Raw genomic sequence first — 18,546 nt, 5'->3', positions numbered from 1 at the left:
TACCGGTCGTCCGGCCACCGCCGGGCGTCCGCGCCGTGCGAATCCGGCAACCCGACGCCAGCGTTTTCGAACATGTGTACGATGACCGCCATGGCGGCTGCAGCGCGTTCCACCGACCGACCCGGCGCCCTCGAGATCACCCGCAGGCTGACCGAGATCTGTGGTCCGCCGTTCGCCCGCCTCGCCGGCCCGGCCGACGAGGTGGCCGGCCGCACCGCCCGGTTTGTGGCCGTGCCGGGCGGCCCGCGCGCCGCCGCCGAGGTGCTGCGGCTGGCTGCCGCGCACGACCTGACCGTGGTGCCGCGCGGCGCCGGCACGAAGATCGACTGGGGGGCGGCCCCGGTCGGCGTCGACATCCTGCTGGACACCGGCCGGCTGGCCGGGGTCTGGCACGAGCCGCGGGGCGCCTCGGTGGCCGAGATCGGCGCCGGCACGCCGCTGCGCGCGGTCCAGGCCACATTGGGCCGCACCGGTCGGCGGCTCCCGGTCGACGCGCCCTCCCCGGGCGCGACGCTGGGCGGCGTGCTCGCTGCCGACGAGGCCGGCCCGCTGCGTCACCGGCACGGCAGCCCGTGTGCCCAGTTGGTCGGCGTGCGCTACCTCGACGCCGACGGCGAGTTGGTCAGCGTCGGCGAGTCCGGCACCGCCCGGTTCGGTGCGGCGGCCCCGGCCGGTGCGGTCCCGCGTGTCGAGAGGGGCGGTGACGCGGTCCTGGGGCGCGGCGAGCTGCCGGGCCTGGACGTGGCGCGGCTGCTCTGCGGCTCGCAGGGCGGGCTGGGCGTGCTGGTCTCGGCGACCATGCGGGTGCACGCCGTGCCGGCGAGCCGGGTCTGGGTGTCCCGCCCGGTCTGGACCCCGCTGGAGGTGCACGACCTGGTCCGCGCGGTGCTCGCCGCCGAGGTCGCCCCGGCCGCGGTCGAGCTGGACCTGCCGGTGCCGGTGCCGCTGCCCCGCCGCCGGATCCCGGCGAGCCATCCCTCGGTGGCCGGCCGCCCCGACCACCCGGCGGTGACCGGGCGGCCGGCGGCGGGCAGCCTGGTGGTGCTGCTGGAGGGCGGCCCGGCCGACGTGGTCGAGCGGGTCGAGCGGCTGGCCGCCGTGCTCGGCGCGGAGGCCGTGGTAAACCACCACGCGCCCGAGTGGTGGGGGCGCTACCCGTTCGCCCCGGGCGACACCGCCCTGCGCATCGAGGTGCCGGCCGGCGACCTGCACGCCGCGGTCTACGCGCTGCGCGACGCCGCCGGCGCCCCGGTGCCGGTGCGCGGCTCGGCCGGCGTCGGCACGGCGTACGCCGCCCTGCCCGGCGCGCTGTCGCCGGAGCGGGTCGCGTCGATCCTGAGCGCGGTCCGCAGCGTGCTGATCGCCCGGCAGGGGCGGTGCGTGGTGGTGGCGGCGCCCGCGCCGGTGCGTCGCGTCGTCGACCTCTGGGGCGAGCTGCCCACCCTGCCGCGCCTGCGCAGCGCCAAGGCCCACCTGGATCCGCACCACCGCCTGGCCCCGGGCCGCCTTCCCGGCGGCCTCTGACCCGGCCGACTGCCGGCGCGGCGCGCGTTGTCGGTGGTCTCTGCCCGGGGCCGCTGCGGCGGTGCCAGGGCATGCGGCGCGCAGCCGCGCGGCGACCACACCGGCCAGCGACGCGGCCGACTCGCGCAGCGCACCGCTGGTCGGGGGCCGCGTCAGAGGATGTCGTTGCGGAGGACCAGGACGGCGATGTCGTCGCGTGGGGGTTCGGCGGAGAACGCGATGGTGGCGGCGCGCAGGCGCGCGGCGACCACGTCCGCCGAGTAGCCGGCCAGCGGGGCCGCCGACTCGCGGAGCCGCTCGGTGCCGAACAGCTCCCGGCCGCGCCGCCGCTCGGTCACCCCGTCGGTGTAGAAGATCAAGGCGTCGCCGGGCTTGAGCGCCAGTTCCGCGGTCGGGGTGGTGATGGCGTCGAGCAGGCCGAGCGCGGTGCCGCCGGTGCCGACGAACGTCGCACCGCCGCCGCCGTGCAGCAGCACCGGGCGGTCGTGGCCGGCCAGGTGCAGGGCGACGTCGAGCTGATCCCCGTCGCCCGGCGCGACCGCGGCCAACGCCAGCGTGCAGTAGCGCCCCCCGCCGCGCTCGACGAGCGTCTCGTTGAGCCGACCGAGCACCTCCGGCAGCGGCTTGCCGTCGCCCACCAGCACCCGGATCACGTCCCGGACCAGGCCGGTCACGGCGGCCGCCTGCACACCCTTGCCGGAGACGTCACCGACCACCACCAGCCAGCGACCGTCCGGCAACGGCACCACGTCGTAGAAGTCGCCGCCGACCTCGGCGTCGTCGCCGGTCGGGACGTACTCGGCGGCGAGGCCGATGCCCTCGACCACCGGCAGCACCGGCGGCAGCAGCGACTGCTGGAGGGTCTGCGCGACCCGGCGGCGCTCGGCGTGGATGCGGGCGTTCTCGATGGCGAGCGCGGCCCGCCGGGCCACGTCCTCCAGCACCGCCACCTCGTCCGGGTCGTGGCGGTGCCGCTGGTGCCGGCCCACGGCCAGGGTGCCGAGCCGCTGCCCGCGGGCGATCAACGGCACGGCGAAGCCCTCCATCGGCCCGCCCAGCGGCATCTGGGTCAGGCTGCGGGACGCCTCGCGCAACCGGGACTGGAGCGAGTCCGGGCCGGTCTCGGCCAGCACCCGGTGCAGGTGGGGCAGCATCGTCTCGTCGGCATGGCTGGACGCGGCGAGGCGCAGCCGCCCCCACTCGTCGGTGGTGTGCACCGCGCACCACTGGCCCAGCCGGGGCACCACGAGCTGCGGGATGAGCGCCATCGTCAGCTCGACGTCGAGCGACTGGGCGAGCAACTCGCTCGCCTCGGCGAGGAAGGTCAGCCAGGCGGACCGGCGTACGTCGGCCCGGCGCAGCCGGTCGTTCTCCAGGTGCAGCGAGAGCCGCTCGGCGGCGAGCACGGCGAGCGGCCGGGCGTACGTCGAGGGTGCCGCGTCCAACTCCAGCTCGCCGGCGTACGGGCGGTGCACGGCGAGCGGGACGCGCAGCAGCTCGTTGTCGTCGCGGGGTGGCCGGCCGTGGCGGGCGAACACCTGGGTGCCCTGCCCGTCACCGCGGTCCAGCCGGACCGTGCCGCCGGCGGCCCCGACCATCTCGGCCACCCGGGTGAGCAGCCCGGCGGCGAACTCCGCCAGCGGGTCGTCGGCGTACGGGTCGGGGGTGGTCTGCATCAGCTCGCTCATGGCGGCGGCGCTCGGGGTGCCGTCGTCCGGGCGCTGCGCCGCGGCCCGGGCCGGCGCGGCGGGCGGCCGGGTGGAACCGCGCAGACCGGGACGGTCGAGGCGGAACCAGACCCCCTTGCCGGTGGGCAGGTAGGTGGTGCCCCACCGGCTGGCGAAGTGGTCGACCAGCAACAGGCCGCGTCCGCGCGCGGCCACCTCGGTGATGTCGGAGGTGGTGTTGCGCACTCCGACGACGAGTTCGTCGACCGGGCCGGAGGCGAAGTCGGTGACGGTGACGGTGAACCCGGCGGGGTCGGCCTCGACCTCGATGTCCAGTTCGGTGCGCGCGTGCTCGACCGCGTTGGTGGTCAGCTCGGTGGTGAGCAGCAGCGCCTCGTTGAGCAGCTCGGGCAGGCCGGTTTCGAGGAGCATGGCGCGCACCAGTGCCCGCGCCGCGGCCGGGGTGCGCCGGTCGGCGGGGAGACGGACCCGTCGGACGTGCTCGCCCGCGCCGCCGCCGTGGGTCGCCTCCTCCTCCGCTGACACCTTTGTATCCTCCACCGCCGCCACCCCGGGTGCCAAGCTCCCCGCCGAACCGGCGAACTGGGCGGATACCGCGCGTGACGCGCCATCAGCCGCCGGTGACCTCGACGGATGGCGCGGCACAATGATGGGATGGCCGCGTGTCGGCACGAGCCGGTGGGCCCCGAGCTGAGCGAGGAATGATGACCACGGCGAAACAGTCGGTGACCGCGGACCAGTCCGCGTCCGACCACGAGGTGCTCCTCGGCGAACTGGTCGAGGCGCTTGCCCGGGTGGCCCGCGGCGACCTGCGGGTGCGCCTGCCGCGACGGGCGGGCCTGCCCGGCGAGGTGGCCGACGCCTTCAACGACGTGGTGTCGCTGCAGGAGCGGCAGCACCTGGACCTGCGCCGGATCAGCCGGATCGTCGGGCGGGACGGGCGGCTCACCGAGCGCCTCGACGACGAGGGTCTGGAGGGTTCCTGGGCGGAGGGGCAGCGGGCGGTCAACTCGCTGATCGACGACCTGGGCCGGCCGACCACCGAGATCGCCCGGGTGATCGTGGCGGTGGCCGACGGCGACCTGTCGCAGCACATGGCGTTGGAGATCGACGGGCGTCCGCTGCGCGGTGAGTACCTGCGCATCGGCCGGACCGTGAACACCATGGTCGACCAGCTCTCGTCGTTCGCCGACGAGGTGACGCGGGTGGCCCGTGAGGTGGGCACCGAGGGCAAGTTGGGCGGCCAGGCCGACGTGCGGGGCGCGGCCGGCACCTGGAAGGACCTCACCGACTCGGTGAACACCATGGCGTCGAACCTGACCGGTCAGGTGCGGTCGATCTCCCAGGTGGCGACCGCGGTGGCGAAGGGCGACCTGTCGCAGAAGATCACCGTCGGGGCGCGCGGCGAGGTGGCCGAGCTGGCCGACACGATGAACTCGCTCACCGACACGCTGCGGCTGTTCGCCGAGCAGGTGACGCGGGTGGCCCGTGAGGTGGGCACCGAGGGCAAGCTGGGCGGTCAGGCGCAGGTGCCGGGCGTGGCCGGCACCTGGAAGGACCTGACCGACAACGTCAACTCGATGGCGTCGAACCTGACCAGCCAGGTCCGCAACATCGCCCAGGTGTCCACCGCGGTGGCGAAGGGCGACCTGAGCCAGAAGATCACGGTGGCCGCGCAGGGCGAGATCCTGGAGCTGAAGGACACCGTCAACACGATGGTGGATCAGTTGTCGTCGTTCGCCGACGAGGTGACCCGGGTGGCCCGTGAGGTGGGCATCGAGGGGAAGCTGGGCGGCCAGGCGCAGGTGCGCGGCGTCTCCGGCACCTGGCGCGACCTCACCGAGAACGTCAACCAGCTCGCCGGCAACCTGACCAGCCAGGTCCGCAACATCTCGCAGGTGTCGACGGCGGTGGCGAAGGGTGACCTGTCGCAGAAGATCACGGTGGACGCGCAGGGTGAGATCCTGGAGCTGAAGTCGACGGTGAACACGATGGTGGATCAGTTGTCGTCGTTCGCCGACGAGGTGACCCGGGTGGCCCGTGAGGTGGGCACCGAGGGCAAGCTCGGCGGGCAGGCGCAGGTGAAGGGGGTCTCCGGCACGTGGCGGGACCTGACCGACAACGTGAACTCGATGGCGTCGAACCTGACCAGTCAGGTCCGCAACATCGCGTCGGTGACCACGGCGGTCGCCCGGGGTGACCTGTCGCAGAAGATCACGGTGGACGCCCGGGGTGAGATCCTGGAGCTGAAGTCGACGGTGAACACGATGGTGGATCAGTTGTCGTCGTTCGCCGACGAGGTGACCCGGGTGGCCCGTGAGGTGGGCACCGAGGGCAAGCTCGGCGGGCAGGCGCAGGTGCGCGGCGTGGCCGGCACCTGGCGAGATCTGACCGACAACGTGAACTCGATGGCGTCGAACCTGACCGCCCAGGTGCGGAACATCGCCCAGGTGTCGACGGCGGTGGCGAAGGGTGACCTGTCGCAGAAGATCACGGTGGACGCGCAGGGTGAGATCCTGGAGCTGAAGTCGACGGTCAACACGATGGTGGATCAGTTGTCGTCGTTCGCCGACGAGGTGACCCGGGTGGCCCGTGAGGTGGGCACCGAGGGCAAGCTCGGCGGTCAGGCCCAGGTGAAGGGCGTCTCCGGCACGTGGCGGGACCTGACCGACAACGTGAACTCGATGGGCTCGAACCTGACCAGCCAGGTCCGCAACATCGCGTCGGTCACGACCGCGGTGGCGCGCGGCGACCTGGGCCAGAAGATCACGGTGGACGCGCAGGGCGAGATCCTGGAGCTGAAGAACACCGTGAACACCATGGTGGATCAGTTGTCGTCGTTCGCCGACGAGGTGACCCGGGTGGCCCGTGAGGTGGGCACCGAGGGCAAGCTGGGCGGCCAGGCCCAGGTGAAGGGCGTCTCCGGCACCTGGCGCGACCTCACCGAGAACGTCAACCAGCTCGCCTCGACGCTTACCACGCAGTTGCGCGCCATCGCGCAGGTCTCCACCTCGGTGACCCGCGGCGACCTCACCCAGCGGATCAACGTGAAGGCGCAGGGCGAGGTCGCCGAGCTGAAGGACAACATCAACCAGATGATCGTCACCCTCCGGGAGACGACCAAGAAGAACGCCGAGCAGGGCTGGCTCGACTCCAACCTGGCCCGCATCGGCGGCCTGCTCCAGGGCCAGCGAGACCTGGGCGAGGTCTGCCGCATGATCATGATGGAGGTGACTCCGCTCGTCGACGCGCAGCTCGGCGCGTTCTTCCTGGCGGACAGCTCCGAGGGCAGCATGCGGCTGCGGCTCACCGCCTCCTACGGCTACGTCGCCCGGGGGCACGACGTGACGTTCGGTCCCGGCGAGGGGCTGGTCGGGCAGGCCGCGCTGTCCCGCCGGACGATCCGGGTCAAGGCGCAGCCGGACGGGCGGTTGGTGGTCCGGTCCGGGCTGGCCGACACGCCCCCGGCCGATCTGGTGGTGCTCCCGGTGCTGTTCGAGGGGGAGCTGCTCGGCGTGATCGAGTTCGCCGGCGTGACCACCTTCTCCGAGCTGCACCTGGCGTTCCTGGAGCGGCTGGTGCTGACCATCGGCGTCGCGGTCAACACCATCCAGGCCAACCGGCGTACGGAGGAGCTGCTGGCACAGTCGCAGCGGCTGGCGCACGAGATGCAGGACCAGTCGGCGGAGTTGCAGCGCACCAACGCCGAGCTGGAGGACAAGGCGAAGCTGCTCTCGGAGCAGAAGGCGAACATCGAGACGCAGAACCGGGAGATCGAGCTGGCCCGGCTCGGCCTGGAGGAGAAGGCACAGCAGCTCACCCGGGCGTCGGCGTACAAGTCGGAGTTCCTGGCGAACATGAGCCACGAGCTGCGTACGCCGCTGAACTCGCTGCTGCTGCTGGCGCGGCTGCTCGCCGAGAACCCGGAGCAGAACCTGAGCGCGAAGCAGATCGAGTTCGCCCGGACCATCCACAGCGCCGGCTCGGACCTGCTCTCGCTCATCGACGACATCCTCGACCTGTCGAAGATCGAGGCGGGCCGGATGGACGTGGAACCCACCGAGGTCCCCTTCGCCGAGATCCGCGGCTATGTCGAGCAGGCGTTCGCGCCGCAGGCCGAGGAGAAGGGCCTGGACTTCCAGGTCCGGGTGAGCCGGGAGCTGCCGGCGGCGCTGGTCACGGATGCCCAGCGGTTGCAGCAGATCCTGCGCAACCTGCTCTCCAACGCGGTGAAGTTCACCGACAACGGCGCGGTGACGTTGCGCATCGGGCCGGCCGCCGAGAACGCGGTCTTCGACGTGCCGGCGTTGACAAACGCCCAGCGGGTGATCGCGTTCACCGTGATCGACACCGGGATCGGCGTCTCGGACGACAAGCTGTCGCTGATCTTCGAGGCGTTCCAGCAGGCGGACGGCACGACCAGCCGGCGCTACGGCGGCACCGGCCTGGGCCTGTCGATCAGCCGGGACCTGGCCCGCCTGCTCGGCGGCACGATCACGGTGGCGTCCGCCCCCGGGCAGGGCTCGACGTTCACCCTCTTCGTACCCGATGTGCTGGCGCCGGACGCGGTGGTGGCGCCGGCGCCGCCGTCGCCGAGTCGCGCGGGCCTGCCGTCGTCGCTGCTGATGCCGATGGAGTTGCCGCAGCCGCAGGAGACGCCGGCCACCCGCCGGCTGGACGGCGTGACCGTGCTGATCATCGACGACGACGTGCGGAACGTGTTCGCGCTGACCTCGGCGTTGGAACTGCACGGGATGACCGTGTTGTACTCGGACAACGGCGTGGACGGCGTGCGCCAGCTCGCCGAGCATCCGGAGGTGGACATCGTGCTGATGGACGCCATGATGCCCGACCAGGACGGTTACGAGACGACCGCGCAGATCCGCCGCAACCACCGTTTCGCGGACCTGCCGATCGTGTTCCTGACCGCCAAGGCGATGCCCGGTGACCGGGAGTCTGCGCTGGCGGCCGGGGGCAGCGACTACATCACCAAGCCGGTGGACCTGGACGAGCTGATCGGGCTGATGGCGTCCTGGATCGGCCGCAGCAGAGGCGAGGAGAACGCGTGACGCAGACGGCCAAGGCGCTGCTGGTGGACGACCGGCGGGAGAACCTGATGGCCCTGGAGGCGATCCTCCAGGGGCTGCCGGTGCAGTCGGTCGCGGTGGAGAGCGGTGAGGCCGCGCTCAAGCAGTTGCTGGTGGACGACTTCGCGGTGATCCTGCTGGACGCCCAGATGCCGGACATGGACGGCTTCGAGACGGCCACCCACATCAAGCGGCGGGAGCGGACCCGGCACGTACCGATCATCTTCCTCACCGCTGCGGACAAGGACGCCCAGCTCGCGCTGCGCGGTTATCAGGTCGGCGCGGTCGACTACCTGACCAAGCCGTTCGATCCGTGGGTGCTGCGGGCGAAGGTGTCGGTCTTCGTCGAGCTGTGGGTGAAGACCCGGCAGCTCGCCGCCCAGTCGGATCTGGTGCGGGAACGCGACGTGCAGTGGCGGCGGCTGGCCGAGGCGGTGGACTCCGCGACCGCGTTGTTGCGCGCCGACGGTGACCAGGCGTCCCGGGAGCGGGCGGCGGACCTGCTGGAGCAGGCCCGTTGGGGCAACACCCGCTGAGGGTTCAGTCGGTGGCCGGGCCGCCGTGCCCGGTCGCGGCGCGTCGGGCCCGCCAGCGGTCGCCGAGCGCCTCCACCTCCTCCTGTACGAAGCGGAAGAAGTCCCGCATCTCGGCGACCCGTTCGCCGGCCGGGGTGTTCCGGCCGCGCAGCGCGTCGACCCCGCCGCCGGCGATGTCGATGAAGTTCTTGTAGAGCGTGGTCTTGGTGATGGTGGCCTCGTACCAGGGGTTGTCCGGCATCCGGTAGCGGTCGCGCCGGGAGCCCTTGACCGGCTCGCGGACCAGCATCGCGAACTGGGTGAGGTAGCGCACCGCGCCGCTGACGGCCGCCGCGCTGACGCCCAACCGGTCGGCGATCTCGCCGGCGGTCAGTGGGTCGTCGGCGCTCATCACGGTGAACAGCACCCGGGCGGCCATCCGGGGGAAGCCCACGTCGGCGAAGGCCATCGCCATCCGCTCGACGAAGAGGTGGACCTCCTCCTCGTGGCGGTGGCTCGGCTCGTTCATGGTCGGCTCCTCGGCGCTCACCCCGTGACCCTACAGTCTTCACAAGTTTGTGAAACGAGTGTAGCTTCCGAAGCATGGAAAACACCATCGAGGTGTCCGGCCTGGTGAAGACCTTCGGCCGCACCCGGGCGCTCGACGGGCTCGACCTGACCGTCCGCACCGGCGAGGTGCACGGTTTCCTGGGCCCCAACGGTTCCGGCAAGTCCACCACCATCCGGGTGCTGCTCGGCCTGCTGCGGGCGGACGCGGGGGCCGCCCGGCTGCTCGGCGGCGACCCCTGGCGCGACGCCGTCGCCCTGCACCGCCGGCTCGCGTACGTGCCCGGCGACGTGACGCTCTGGCCCAACCTCAGCGGCGGCGAGGTGATCGACCTGCTCGGCCGGCTGCGCGGCGGGCTCGACCCGACCCGCCGCGCCGAACTGCTGGAATCGTTCGAGCTGGACCCGCGCAAGAAGGGCCGCACCTACTCCAAGGGCAACCGGCAGAAGGTCGGCCTGGTGGCGGCGCTCGCCTCGGACGTCGAACTGCTCATCCTCGACGAGCCCACCTCCGGGCTCGACCCGCTGATGGAGGAGGTCTTCCAGCACTGGGTCCGCCGGGCCCGCCAGGACGGCCGCACCGTGCTGCTCTCCAGCCACATCCTGGCCGAGGTGGAGGCGCTCTGCGACCGGGTGACGATCATCCGGGCCGGCCGGACGGTCGAGTCCGGCACCCTCGGCGACCTGCGCCACCTGCACCGCACCGCGATCGACGCCGAGGTCACCGCCCCGCTCGACGGGCTGGCCGACCTGCCCGGCGTGCACGACCTGCGGACCGACGGGCAGCGGGTCCGCTTCGACGTGGACGCCGCCGCCCTCGACGCCGCGCTGCGCCGCCTGACCGACCTGGGCATCCGCACCCTGGTCAGCACCCCGCCGACGCTCGAAGAACTCTTCCTCCGCCACTACGAGAGCGCCGACCGGTGAGCGCGCTCACCGGGACCCGGCACCTGGTCCGGCTGGTGCTGCGGCGGGACCGCGTCCTGCTGCCGCTCTGGGTGCTGGTTCTCGCGCTGCTGCCGGTGTCCTACGCGGCCAGCTTCTTCGAGCTGTTCCCGACCGCCGTCGAGCGGGCCGCGTACACCGAGGGCACGGCCCGCAACCCGTCCATCGTCGCGCTGCTGGGCCCGGTCTACGGCGACAGCGTCGGCGCGCTGACCGCCCAGCGCAGCGGCTTCCTGCTGGTGATCGTCGGCCTGTTCAGCCTGCTCACGGTGATCCGGCACACCCGCACCGAGGAAGAGGCCGGCCGGCGGGAACTGCTCGGCGGCAGCGTGCTGGGCCGGCACGCCGGGCTGACCGCCGCGCTGCTCGTCACGTACGCGGCCGATGCGCTGCTCGGGCTGCTCACCGCGGCCGGGCTGCACGCCACCGGCCTGCCGGCCACCGGCTCGTACGCGTACGGCCTGGCCGCCGCGCTGACCGGGATGGTCTTCGCCACGCTCGGCGCGCTGGCCGCACAGCTCACCGAGACCGCCGGCGGGGCACGGGGGATCGGCCTCGCCGGCCTCGGCGCCGCGTTCGGGCTGCGCCTGGTCGGCGACACCGCCGGCAACGACTGGCCGAGCTGGCTCTCCCCGCTGGGCTGGGCGGCCCGGGTCCGGCCCTACGAGGGGGAGCGGTGGTGGGTGCTGCTGCTGCCGCTGGCCGCCACGGTGCTGCTCGCGGCGCTCGCGTACCCGGTCTCGGTCCGCCGGGACCTGGGTGCGGGCGTGTTGCCGCCCCGGCTCGGCCCGGCCACCGCCGGTGGCGCCCTGTCCGGGCCGTTCGGCCTGGCCTGGCGGCTGCACCGGGGGCAGCTCCTGTGGTGGTCGGTCGGGTTCGGCCTGCTCGGGTTGATCCTCGGCGGCGCGGCCGAGGCGGCCGGCCGGTCGGTGGAGGGCAATCCGCAGCTCGCGGAGATCATGGCCCGGCTCGGTGGGGCCGCCGGGCTGTCCGACGCCTACCTGGGCGCCACGCTGAGCCTGGCCGGCCTGGCGGCGGCCGGGTACGGCATCCAGGCCGCGTTGCGGATGCGCGCCGAGGAGTCCGCCGGGCGGGCCGAGCCGGTGCTCGCCACCGGCACGCGCCGGTCCACCTGGCTGCTCTCGCACGTGTTGTTCGCGCTGCTCGGCCCGGTCGTGGTGCTCGCCGCGACCGGTCTGACCACCGGCCTGACCTACGGGCTCAGCGTGGGTGACGTGCCGCGGCAGGTGGGCCGGACGCTCGGCGCGGGCCTGGCGCAGGCGCCGGCGGCCTGGGTGGTGGCCGGGCTCGCCGTGCTGCTGCACGGCCTACTGCCCCGGCTCGCGTCGGCCGCCTGGGCGGTGCTTGTGGTCTGCGTGCTGCTCGGCCAGCTCGGCGCGGTGCTGGAGCTGGACCGGTGGCTGCTGGACCTGTCCCCGTTCACGCACACCCCTCAGGTGCTGCGCGACGCCTGGAGCGCCACCCCGCTGTTCCTGCTGACGGCCCTGGCCGCCGCAATGGTCGTCGCCGGCCTGCTCACCTTCCGCCGCCGCGACGTGCCGGTCGGCTGACCGCCACCTCGCCGATCGTGCGAGTTCCGCCCCGGTCCGGGGGCCGGACGCGCGGGATCGGCGGGGGCGGTCAGGGCGTCGTCTCGTTGCGGATCATCAGGGCGCTGCGCAGGCCGGTGATGTCCAGGACGCGGATCAGGAAGTCGCCGACGTTGCTCAGCATCAGCACGCACTGCATGTGACTGGCCTTGCGGCTCAGCACCACGAGCGTGCCGAGGCCCTGGGAGTCGCAGAAGGTGACGCCACCCAGATCGAGCACAATGCGCGGCGGCGGGTCCGCCAGCACCTCGTTGACCACCGTCGAGAGTTGGGCGGCCGTGAGCATGTCGATCTCACCGGCCAGGCGAAGCACGGCTTCGTCACCCGTCCGGTGCACGGTGATGGACAGTTCGGCACGATCCACCCGGTCAGCCTATCGCGATCTCGCCGACCGGGCCTGTCGAGCGCGCCCCACCCCACCCCGGCACGTTTTGCCGCTGATTCACGGAAAGAGTGGCCATTTCGCGTTCCAGGGCCACTCTTTCCGTGAATCAGCGCGGGTTTCGGGGGTGGGGGTGGGGGTGGGGGTGAGGTGGGTTACCTGGGGTGCGGGGTGGCTGCGGGCGGGGCGGTTGGCGCTGACACAATGAGAGCATCGTGACCGAGACTCTCTCCGCCGGATCCGGCCGTTACCCGGCCGACGCTCCGGCCTCCGAGGCCCTGTTCGACCGCGCCAAGGCCGTCGTGCCCGGCGGGGTGAACTCGCCGGTGCGCGCGTTCCGTGCCGTCGGCGGCACCCCGCGCTTCATGGTCCGGGGGGAGGGCCCCTGGCTCTTCGACGCCGACGGCCGCCGCTACGTCGACCTGGTCTGCTCCTGGGGCCCGCTGATCCTCGGTCACGCCCATCCGGAGGTGGTGGAGGCGCTGCGCGAGGCCGCCGCGCTGGGCACCAGCTTCGGCACGCCCACCCCGGGCGAGGTCGACCTGGCCGAGGAGATCGTCGCGCGTACCCCGGTCGAGCAGGTGCGCCTGGTCAACTCCGGCACCGAGGCGACCATGTCGGCGATCCGGCTGGCCCGCGGCTTCACCGGTCGCGCCAAGATCATCAAGTTCGCCGGCTGCTACCACGGCCACTCCGATTCGCTGCTCGCCGCCGCCGGCTCCGGGGTGGCCACGTTCGGCCTGCCCGACTCGCCCGGCGTGACCGGCGCGGCGGCCGGCGACACCATCGTGCTGCCCTACAACGACCTGGGCGCGGTCGAGGCGGCCTTCGCCGCCGAGGGGCGGAACCTCGCGGCGATCATCACCGAGGCGGCGGCCGGCAACATGGGCGTCATCGCGCCCCGCGACGGCTTCAACGCCGCACTGGCCCGGATCGCGCACGCGCACGGCGCGCTGCTCATCGTCGACGAGGTGATGACCGGGTTCCGGGTCTCCCGCGCCGGCTGGCACGGCCTCGACGCCTCCGACGCCGACCTGTGGACGTACGGCAAGGTCATGGGTGGTGGCCTGCCCGCCGCGGCGTTCGGCGGGCGCGCGGAGATCATGGCGAGGTTGGCCCCGGCCGGCCCGGTCTACCAGGCCGGCACGCTGTCGGGGAACCCGCTGGCCTGCGCGGCCGGGCTGGCCACGCTGCGGCTCGCCGGCGACGCGCTCTACCGGCGCCTCGACGAGACGTCCGCCGCGCTGGGCAAGCTCGCCACCGAGGCGCTGTCCGCGGCCGGCGTGCCGCACCGCCTCTCCACCGCGGGCAACATGTTCTCGATCTTCTTCACCGACGCCGACGTGCACGACTACGACAGCGCTCGCACCCAGCAGGTGCCGGCGTTCAAGGCGTTCTTCCACGCGATGCTCGCCGCCGGGGTATACCTGCCGCCGAGCGCGTTCGAGTCGTGGTTCGTCTCGGCGGCGATCGACGACGCGGCGTGGGAGCAGATCGCCGCCGCCCTGCCGGTGGCGGCGCGGGCGGCGGCAGCGGCCGGACACGGGGGGTAATCCAGTGGCGGAGACGGTGGTCCACGTGCTGCGGCACGGCGAGGTGCACAACCCGGACGGCATCCTCTACGGCCGGCTGCCCGGTTTCCGCCTCTCCGAGCTGGGCGTGCAGATGGCCAAGGCGGCTGCCCAGGCGCTCGCCGAACGCACCGTCGTGCACGTGGTGGCGAGCCCGCTGGAGCGCGCCCAGCAGACCGCCGAGCCGATCGCGGCGCAGTTCGGCCTCTCCGTCGGCGTCGACGAGCGGCTGATCGAGAGCGCCAACTGGTTCGAGGGCAAGAAGGTCTCGCCGGGCGACGGCTCGTTCCGCGACCCGCGCAACTGGTGGGTGCTGCGCGACCCGGTCACCCCGTCCTGGGGGGAGGCGTACCAGGCGATCGCCGAGCGGATGTTCGCCGCGCTGCACGCCGCCCGGGTCGCCGCCGAGGGCCGCGAGGCGGTGCTCGTCTCGCACCAGCTCCCGATCTGGACGCTGCGCCGGCACGTCGAGCGCAAGCGGCTCTGGCACGACCCGCGACGCCGCCAGTGCGGGCTGGCCAGCCTCACCTCGTTCCACTTCGACGGCGCCAAGATCGCCGGTATCGGCTACTCCGAGCCGGCGGCCCACCTGATCGCGATCTCGCCGACCGCCCGGACGGCCAAGGGGGCCTGATGCTCACCCGGAGGCTCGCCGCCGTCCTCCTCGCCGCCGTCACCGCCGGTACGGCGCTGGTCGGCTGCACCTCCGGCAGCGAGGAGAGCCGGTGCGCGGCCGACGGCCTCACCGTGACCTGCGCCCCGGAGCAGCGGTCCACGACGCCGAAGGTGAGCGGTGAGCTGCTCACCGGGGGCAGCTACGACATCTCCCGCGACCGCGGCCAGGTCGTCGTGGTCAACTTCTGGGGCTCGTGGTGCGCGCCCTGCCGCGCCGAGGCGGACGACCTGGAGGCCACCCACCAGGCCACCAAGGACGCCGGCGTGACGTTCCTCGGCATCAACGTGCAGGACAGCAAGGACAAGGCGACCGCCTTCGAACAGAGCTACGGGATCACCTACCCGAGCCTGTTCGACCCGTCCAGCCGGCAGGCGCTCAACTTCGACATCCCGCCGAACTCCACCCCGGCGACGGTGGTCCTCGACCGGGACGGCCGGGTCGCGGTGGTGATCCGCCGCGCGGTGACCCGGGACGAGCTGCGGCCGATCGTGGAGCGGGTCGCCGCCGAGAAGCCGGCGCCGAACGGCTCCCGCTGATGGGTGAGACGTTCGCTCGGCTCGCGTCGTCGGGGCCGCTGCTGCTCGCGGTGGGGGCCGCGGCGCTGGCCGGCCTGGTGAGCTTCCTCTCCCCCTGCGTGCTCCCGCTGATGCCCGGCTACCTGTCGTACGTGACGGGCCTGGCCGGCGCCGACCTGGAGGGTGCAAGGAAGGGCCCCCGGTTAACGCCTTCGGTAGAGGAGGGGCCCCCTCTTAACAACGCAGGCGGAGTTGCCGTGGCGGAACGGGCCCCGGCGCGGAGCACCGCCGCCGTCAAGGGGCGGGTGCTCGCCGGCACGCTGCTGTTCATCGCCGGCTTCACCGCCGTCTTCGTGTCCACCGCGATCCTCTTCTCCAGCGTGGGCCGGCTGTTCTTCCGGTACGAGCGCACGCTGGAGATCGTCATCGGCGCGCTGGTGGTGGTGCTCGGGCTCGGCTACCTCGGCGTGCTCCCCGGGATGCAGCGCGAGTTCCGCATCCGGTGGCTGCCGTCGGCCGGCCTGCTCGGCGCACCCGTGCTCGGCGCGGTCTTCGCGCTGAGCTGGCTGCCGTGCACCGGCCCGACGCTCGGCGCGGTGCTCGGCCTGGCGGCCACCGAGGGCAGCGCCGACCGGGCCGTGGTGCTCGCCGTGGCGTACTGCCTCGGGCTGGGGCTACCCTTCGTCGTCTTCGGGTTGGGCTTCCAACGCCTGCTCGGGGTGTTCCGCGCCGTGCGGCGCAACAGCCGCTGGGTCACCCGCGTCGGCGGCGCCCTGCTGATCCTGATCGGCCTGGCGCTGGTCACCGGCGGCTGGCAGAACGTGGTGATCTGGTTGCAGACGCACGTGGGCGTGGGCGAGGTGAGCATCTGATGACGAGCGTGGACGACCGGCCGGCCACCCCGCCGGCCGAGGCGCCCCGCCGCCGGGTCAACCCGGTGCTGGCCCTGCTGCGCAACTCGTGGCGGCAGCTCACCAGCATGCGTACCGCGCTGATCCTGCTGTTCCTGCTCGCGGTCGCCGCCATCCCCGGCTCGGTGCTGCCGCAGCGCGGGGTCAACCCGGAGAACGTCGACAGGTGGTTCGTCGACCACCCCGACCTGGCCCCCCGACTGGACCAGATCGGCATGTTCGCGGTCTTCGGCTCGGTCTGGTTCTCCGCGATCTACCTGCTGCTGTTCACCTCGCTGATCGGCTGCATCCTGCCCCGTACCCGGGATCATGTCCGGGCGCTGCGGATGCGACCGCCGGCCGTGCCGAAGCGGCTGGACCGGCTGCCGCAGCACGCCGTGCTGGCGGCCCCGGCCGCCGCCGACCCGGAGGCCGTCGCGGCGGTGCTGCGCCGCCGCCGGTGGCGGGTCACCGTGCGCGGCAACGAGGTCTCCGCCGAGAAGGGCTACCTCAAGGAGACCGGCAACCTGCTGTTCCACACGTCGCTGATCGCCGTGCTGCTCGGCGTCGCGGCCGGATCGTGGTACGGGTGGCACGGCAACCGCATCCTGGTCGCCGGCGCGGACAACGCGTTCTGCAACACCCGCCAGCAGTACGCCGAGGCGACGCTCGGCCCGCGGGTGGACAGCGCCGACCTGCCACCGTTCTGTCTCACGCTGGAGAAGTTCGAGGCCGACTACCTCGACTCCGGGCAGGCGTCCCGTTTCTGGGCCACGGTCGGCGTGGACTCGCCGGGCGAGAGGCCCCGGACCGCCGGCTTCTCGGTCAACTCGCCGTTGCGGCTCGACGGCGCCAACGTCTACCTGCTCGGCAACGGCTACGCGCCGGTGCTGAAGTACACCGACCGGTACGGCCGGAGCCAGACCAGCGACGACCCGTTCCTGCGCACCGGCGACCCGTTCGCCACCGAGGAGGGCGTGGCGCTCTTCCCGGACGCCAACGTCGACCCGAAGACCGGCCGGCGGGTGCCGGACCAGCAGGTCGCGTTCGACGGGCTCTACCTGCCCACCGCCGGGGACACGCCGCCGTACGTCGCGTCGAAGTTCCCGGCCGAGCGGAACCCGGCGCTGAACCTGACCGCCTACCGGGGCAACCTGGGGCTGGACGCCGGCATCCCCGGCTCGGTCTACCAGCTCGACCAGCGGCAGGTCGACAACGGCAAGCTCAAGCAGGTCGGCACGAAGCTGCTGCGGCCCGGTGAGACGTGGACCCTGGACGACGGCAGCACGCTGGAGTTCGTCGGCACCCGGCCCTACGTCACGCTCGCCGTGCGGCACGCGCCCGGCCAGACGCTGCTGCTGGTGGCCAGCGGGACGCTGCTGCTGGGCCTGATGGGCTCGCTGTTCGCCCGGCGGCGGCGGGTCTGGTTCCGGGTTTCGCCCCCCGAGGGTGGATCTCCGACGAGCGGTAGTAGCTTGGTGGAGGCCGGTGGGCTGCCGCGCACCGAGCACCCAGGGTTCGCCGACGAGTTCGCGCAGCTCGTCGCCGCGGTCAGCGGCGACGGGTCGGAGCGGCGGCGGGCGCGAGAAGGAGACGAGTGATGTCCGCACTCTCCGACCAGTTGGTCACGTTCGCGATCCTGGCGTACCTGGTCGCGATGATCAGTCACGCCGTGGAGTTCGCGCTGGGCAACGCCCGGAAGGTGGCCGTCGCCGCCCCGGCCCGGGAGCTGGTCGGCGCGGGCGTCGGCGGGGCCGGTGGGACCATCGGCGAGCCGGTCCCCCCGGCCGTGCCGCAGCGGCCCGACCGCTCCGCCGCCCGGGCCGCGCTCGCCGGGCGGATCGCCGCCGGGCTCACCGCCCTCGCCGCCGCGCTGCACCTCGGCGCGGTGGTCACCCGGGGCATCGCCGCCGAGCGGATGCCCTGGGGCAACATGTACGAGTTCGTGCTGACGGTCACCTGGATCGGGGCGGCGGCGTGGCTCGTGGTGCTCTGGAAGCAGCCGGTGCTGCGCCGGCTCGGCCTGTTCCTGACCCTGGTGATGGTGCTGCTGCTGGCGTTTGCCGAGCTGAAGCTCTACGTCCAGGTCGTGCCGTTGATGCCGGCGTTGCAGTCGTACTGGTTCGTCATCCACGTGTCGACGATCATCTTCGCCTCGGGCATCTTCCTGCTGGGCGTGGTGCCCGCCGCCGCGTACCTGATGCGGGCCGGTTGGGAGCAGGGGCGGCGCAGCTTCCCGTACACCCTGGCCCGGCGGCTCCCGGCGGCGGCCGGGCTGGAGCGGTTGACCTTCACGCTGCACGCCTTCGCGTTCCCGATCTTCACGTTCGCGGTGATCGCCGGGGCGATCTGGGCGGAGGCCGCCTGGGGTCGCGCCTGGGGCTGGGACCCGAAGGAGACGTGGGCGTTCATCTCCTGGGTGGTCTACGCGGGCTATCTGCACGCGCGGGCGACGCCGAGCGTGCGGCGCAACGTGGCCACCTGGATCGCGGTGGTGGGCTTCCTGACCATGCTGATGAACCTGTTCGGGGTCAACTTCTTCTTCACCGGCCTGCACTCGTACGCCGGCGTCTGAA

At 73.0% G+C, this 18,546-nt stretch carries 14 protein-coding genes; 11 read left to right on the top strand and 3 right to left on the bottom strand.

Annotated features, from left to right (window positions below; all coding sequences use genetic code 11):
• Nucleotides 1-90 precede the first annotated feature (90 nt).
• On the top strand, nucleotides 91-1,524 hold the full coding sequence (locus AB0H28_RS13910) for an FAD-binding oxidoreductase (protein ID WP_358038630.1): 1,434 nt from the start codon (nucleotides 91-93) through the stop codon (nucleotides 1,522-1,524).
• Nucleotides 1,525-1,676: 152 nt separating this feature from the next.
• Here the strand turns inward: AB0H28_RS13910 and AB0H28_RS13905 are convergent, their stop codons facing one another.
• Nucleotides 1,677-3,737 (bottom strand): SpoIIE family protein phosphatase, encoded by a 2,061-nt coding sequence (locus AB0H28_RS13905; protein ID WP_358038626.1) that lies wholly within the window; start codon nucleotides 3,735-3,737, stop codon nucleotides 1,677-1,679.
• A gap of 179 nt (nucleotides 3,738-3,916) precedes the next feature.
• On the opposite strand from AB0H28_RS13905, the gene AB0H28_RS13900 reads away from it, so the two are divergent.
• Nucleotides 3,917-8,281, top strand: a complete 4,365-nt coding sequence (locus tag AB0H28_RS13900; RefSeq protein ID WP_358038623.1) for a HAMP domain-containing protein — start codon at nucleotides 3,917-3,919, stop codon at nucleotides 8,279-8,281.
• On the top strand, nucleotides 8,278-8,835 hold the full coding sequence (locus AB0H28_RS13895; protein WP_358038620.1) for a response regulator: 558 nt from the start codon (nucleotides 8,278-8,280) through the stop codon (nucleotides 8,833-8,835). Before AB0H28_RS13900 ends, AB0H28_RS13895 begins: the two co-directional genes overlap by 4 nt.
• Before the next feature lie 4 nt (nucleotides 8,836-8,839).
• Here AB0H28_RS13895 and AB0H28_RS13890 read toward each other — a convergent pair whose 3' ends face one another.
• Nucleotides 8,840-9,343 (bottom strand): MarR family transcriptional regulator, encoded by a 504-nt coding sequence (locus tag AB0H28_RS13890; protein WP_358038617.1) that lies wholly within the window; start codon nucleotides 9,341-9,343, stop codon nucleotides 8,840-8,842.
• A 74-nt stretch (nucleotides 9,344-9,417) separates the two neighbouring features.
• On the opposite strand from AB0H28_RS13890, the gene AB0H28_RS13885 reads away from it, so the two are divergent.
• Both AB0H28_RS13885 and AB0H28_RS13880 read left to right on the top strand, forming a co-directional pair.
• Nucleotides 9,418-10,308 carry an ABC transporter ATP-binding protein gene (locus AB0H28_RS13885; protein ID WP_358038614.1) on the top strand — a complete coding sequence of 297 codons (891 nt, stop codon included), beginning with the start codon at nucleotides 9,418-9,420 and terminating at the stop codon, nucleotides 10,306-10,308.
• Nucleotides 10,305-11,897 (top strand): ABC transporter permease, encoded by a 1,593-nt coding sequence (locus tag AB0H28_RS13880; RefSeq protein ID WP_358038611.1) that lies wholly within the window; start codon nucleotides 10,305-10,307, stop codon nucleotides 11,895-11,897. The genes AB0H28_RS13885 and AB0H28_RS13880 overlap by 4 nt, the downstream gene beginning before the upstream one ends.
• Before the next feature lie 70 nt (nucleotides 11,898-11,967).
• Here AB0H28_RS13880 and AB0H28_RS13875 read toward each other — a convergent pair whose 3' ends face one another.
• The gene (locus tag AB0H28_RS13875; RefSeq protein WP_358038608.1) at nucleotides 11,968-12,300 is read right to left on the bottom strand and encodes an STAS domain-containing protein; all 333 of its coding nucleotides are present in this window, start codon (nucleotides 12,298-12,300) and stop codon (nucleotides 11,968-11,970) included.
• Between the two features lie 233 nt (nucleotides 12,301-12,533).
• Between AB0H28_RS13875 and hemL the strand changes: the two genes are divergently transcribed.
• From hemL to ccsB, 6 genes are read left to right on the top strand one after another with little or no spacing between them, the layout of a single operon-like run.
• Complete coding sequence (hemL, locus tag AB0H28_RS13870; RefSeq protein WP_358038605.1) at nucleotides 12,534-13,871, top strand: glutamate-1-semialdehyde 2,1-aminomutase; 1,338 nt, start codon at nucleotides 12,534-12,536, stop codon at nucleotides 13,869-13,871.
• 4 nt (nucleotides 13,872-13,875) lie between these two features.
• Nucleotides 13,876-14,523, top strand: a complete 648-nt coding sequence (locus AB0H28_RS13865) for a histidine phosphatase family protein (protein ID WP_358038602.1) — start codon at nucleotides 13,876-13,878, stop codon at nucleotides 14,521-14,523.
• Entirely contained in the window at nucleotides 14,523-15,101 is a 579-nt protein-coding gene (locus tag AB0H28_RS13860) for a TlpA disulfide reductase family protein (protein WP_358038599.1), read from the top strand. Before AB0H28_RS13865 ends, AB0H28_RS13860 begins: the two co-directional genes overlap by 1 nt.
• Nucleotides 15,101-15,952: a cytochrome c biogenesis protein CcdA gene (locus tag AB0H28_RS13855; RefSeq protein ID WP_358038596.1), complete on the top strand. Its 852-nt coding sequence runs from the start codon at nucleotides 15,101-15,103 to the stop codon at nucleotides 15,950-15,952. Before AB0H28_RS13860 ends, AB0H28_RS13855 begins: the two co-directional genes overlap by 1 nt.
• Nucleotides 15,952-17,571: a cytochrome c biogenesis protein ResB gene (locus AB0H28_RS13850; RefSeq protein ID WP_358038592.1), complete on the top strand. Its 1,620-nt coding sequence runs from the start codon at nucleotides 15,952-15,954 to the stop codon at nucleotides 17,569-17,571. The genes AB0H28_RS13855 and AB0H28_RS13850 overlap by 1 nt, the downstream gene beginning before the upstream one ends.
• Complete coding sequence (gene ccsB, locus AB0H28_RS13845) at nucleotides 17,571-18,545, top strand: c-type cytochrome biogenesis protein CcsB (RefSeq protein WP_358038589.1); 975 nt, start codon at nucleotides 17,571-17,573, stop codon at nucleotides 18,543-18,545. Before AB0H28_RS13850 ends, ccsB begins: the two co-directional genes overlap by 1 nt.
• Nucleotide 18,546: the final 1 nt, after the last annotated feature.

Origin of the sequence: Micromonospora sp. NPDC050980 (assembly GCF_040653835.1) — a bacterium.
Taxonomy (GTDB): Bacteria; Actinomycetota; Actinomycetes; order Mycobacteriales; family Micromonosporaceae; genus Micromonospora.
This window is presented reverse-complemented; position numbering and strand designations above follow the sequence as displayed.

Bases quoted from the DNA above. Each gene is read 5' to 3' on its own strand.
- AB0H28_RS13885 (WP_358038614.1), top strand. From the start codon at position 9,418: ATGGAAAACACCATCGAGGTGTCCGGCCTGGTGAAGACCTTCGGCCGC.
- AB0H28_RS13855 (WP_358038596.1), top strand. From the start codon at position 15,101: ATGGGTGAGACGTTCGCTCGGCTCGCGTCGTCGGGGCCGCTGCTGCTC.
- AB0H28_RS13910 (WP_358038630.1), top strand. From the start codon at position 91: ATGGCGGCTGCAGCGCGTTCCACCGACCGACCCGGCGCCCTCGAGATC.
- AB0H28_RS13900 (WP_358038623.1), top strand. From the start codon at position 3,917: ATGACCACGGCGAAACAGTCGGTGACCGCGGACCAGTCCGCGTCCGAC.
- AB0H28_RS13890 (WP_358038617.1), bottom strand. From the start codon at position 9,343: ATGAACGAGCCGAGCCACCGCCACGAGGAGGAGGTCCACCTCTTCGTC.
- AB0H28_RS13860 (WP_358038599.1), top strand. From the start codon at position 14,523: ATGCTCACCCGGAGGCTCGCCGCCGTCCTCCTCGCCGCCGTCACCGCC.
- AB0H28_RS13850 (WP_358038592.1), top strand. From the start codon at position 15,952: ATGACGAGCGTGGACGACCGGCCGGCCACCCCGCCGGCCGAGGCGCCC.
- ccsB (WP_358038589.1), top strand. From the start codon at position 17,571: ATGTCCGCACTCTCCGACCAGTTGGTCACGTTCGCGATCCTGGCGTAC.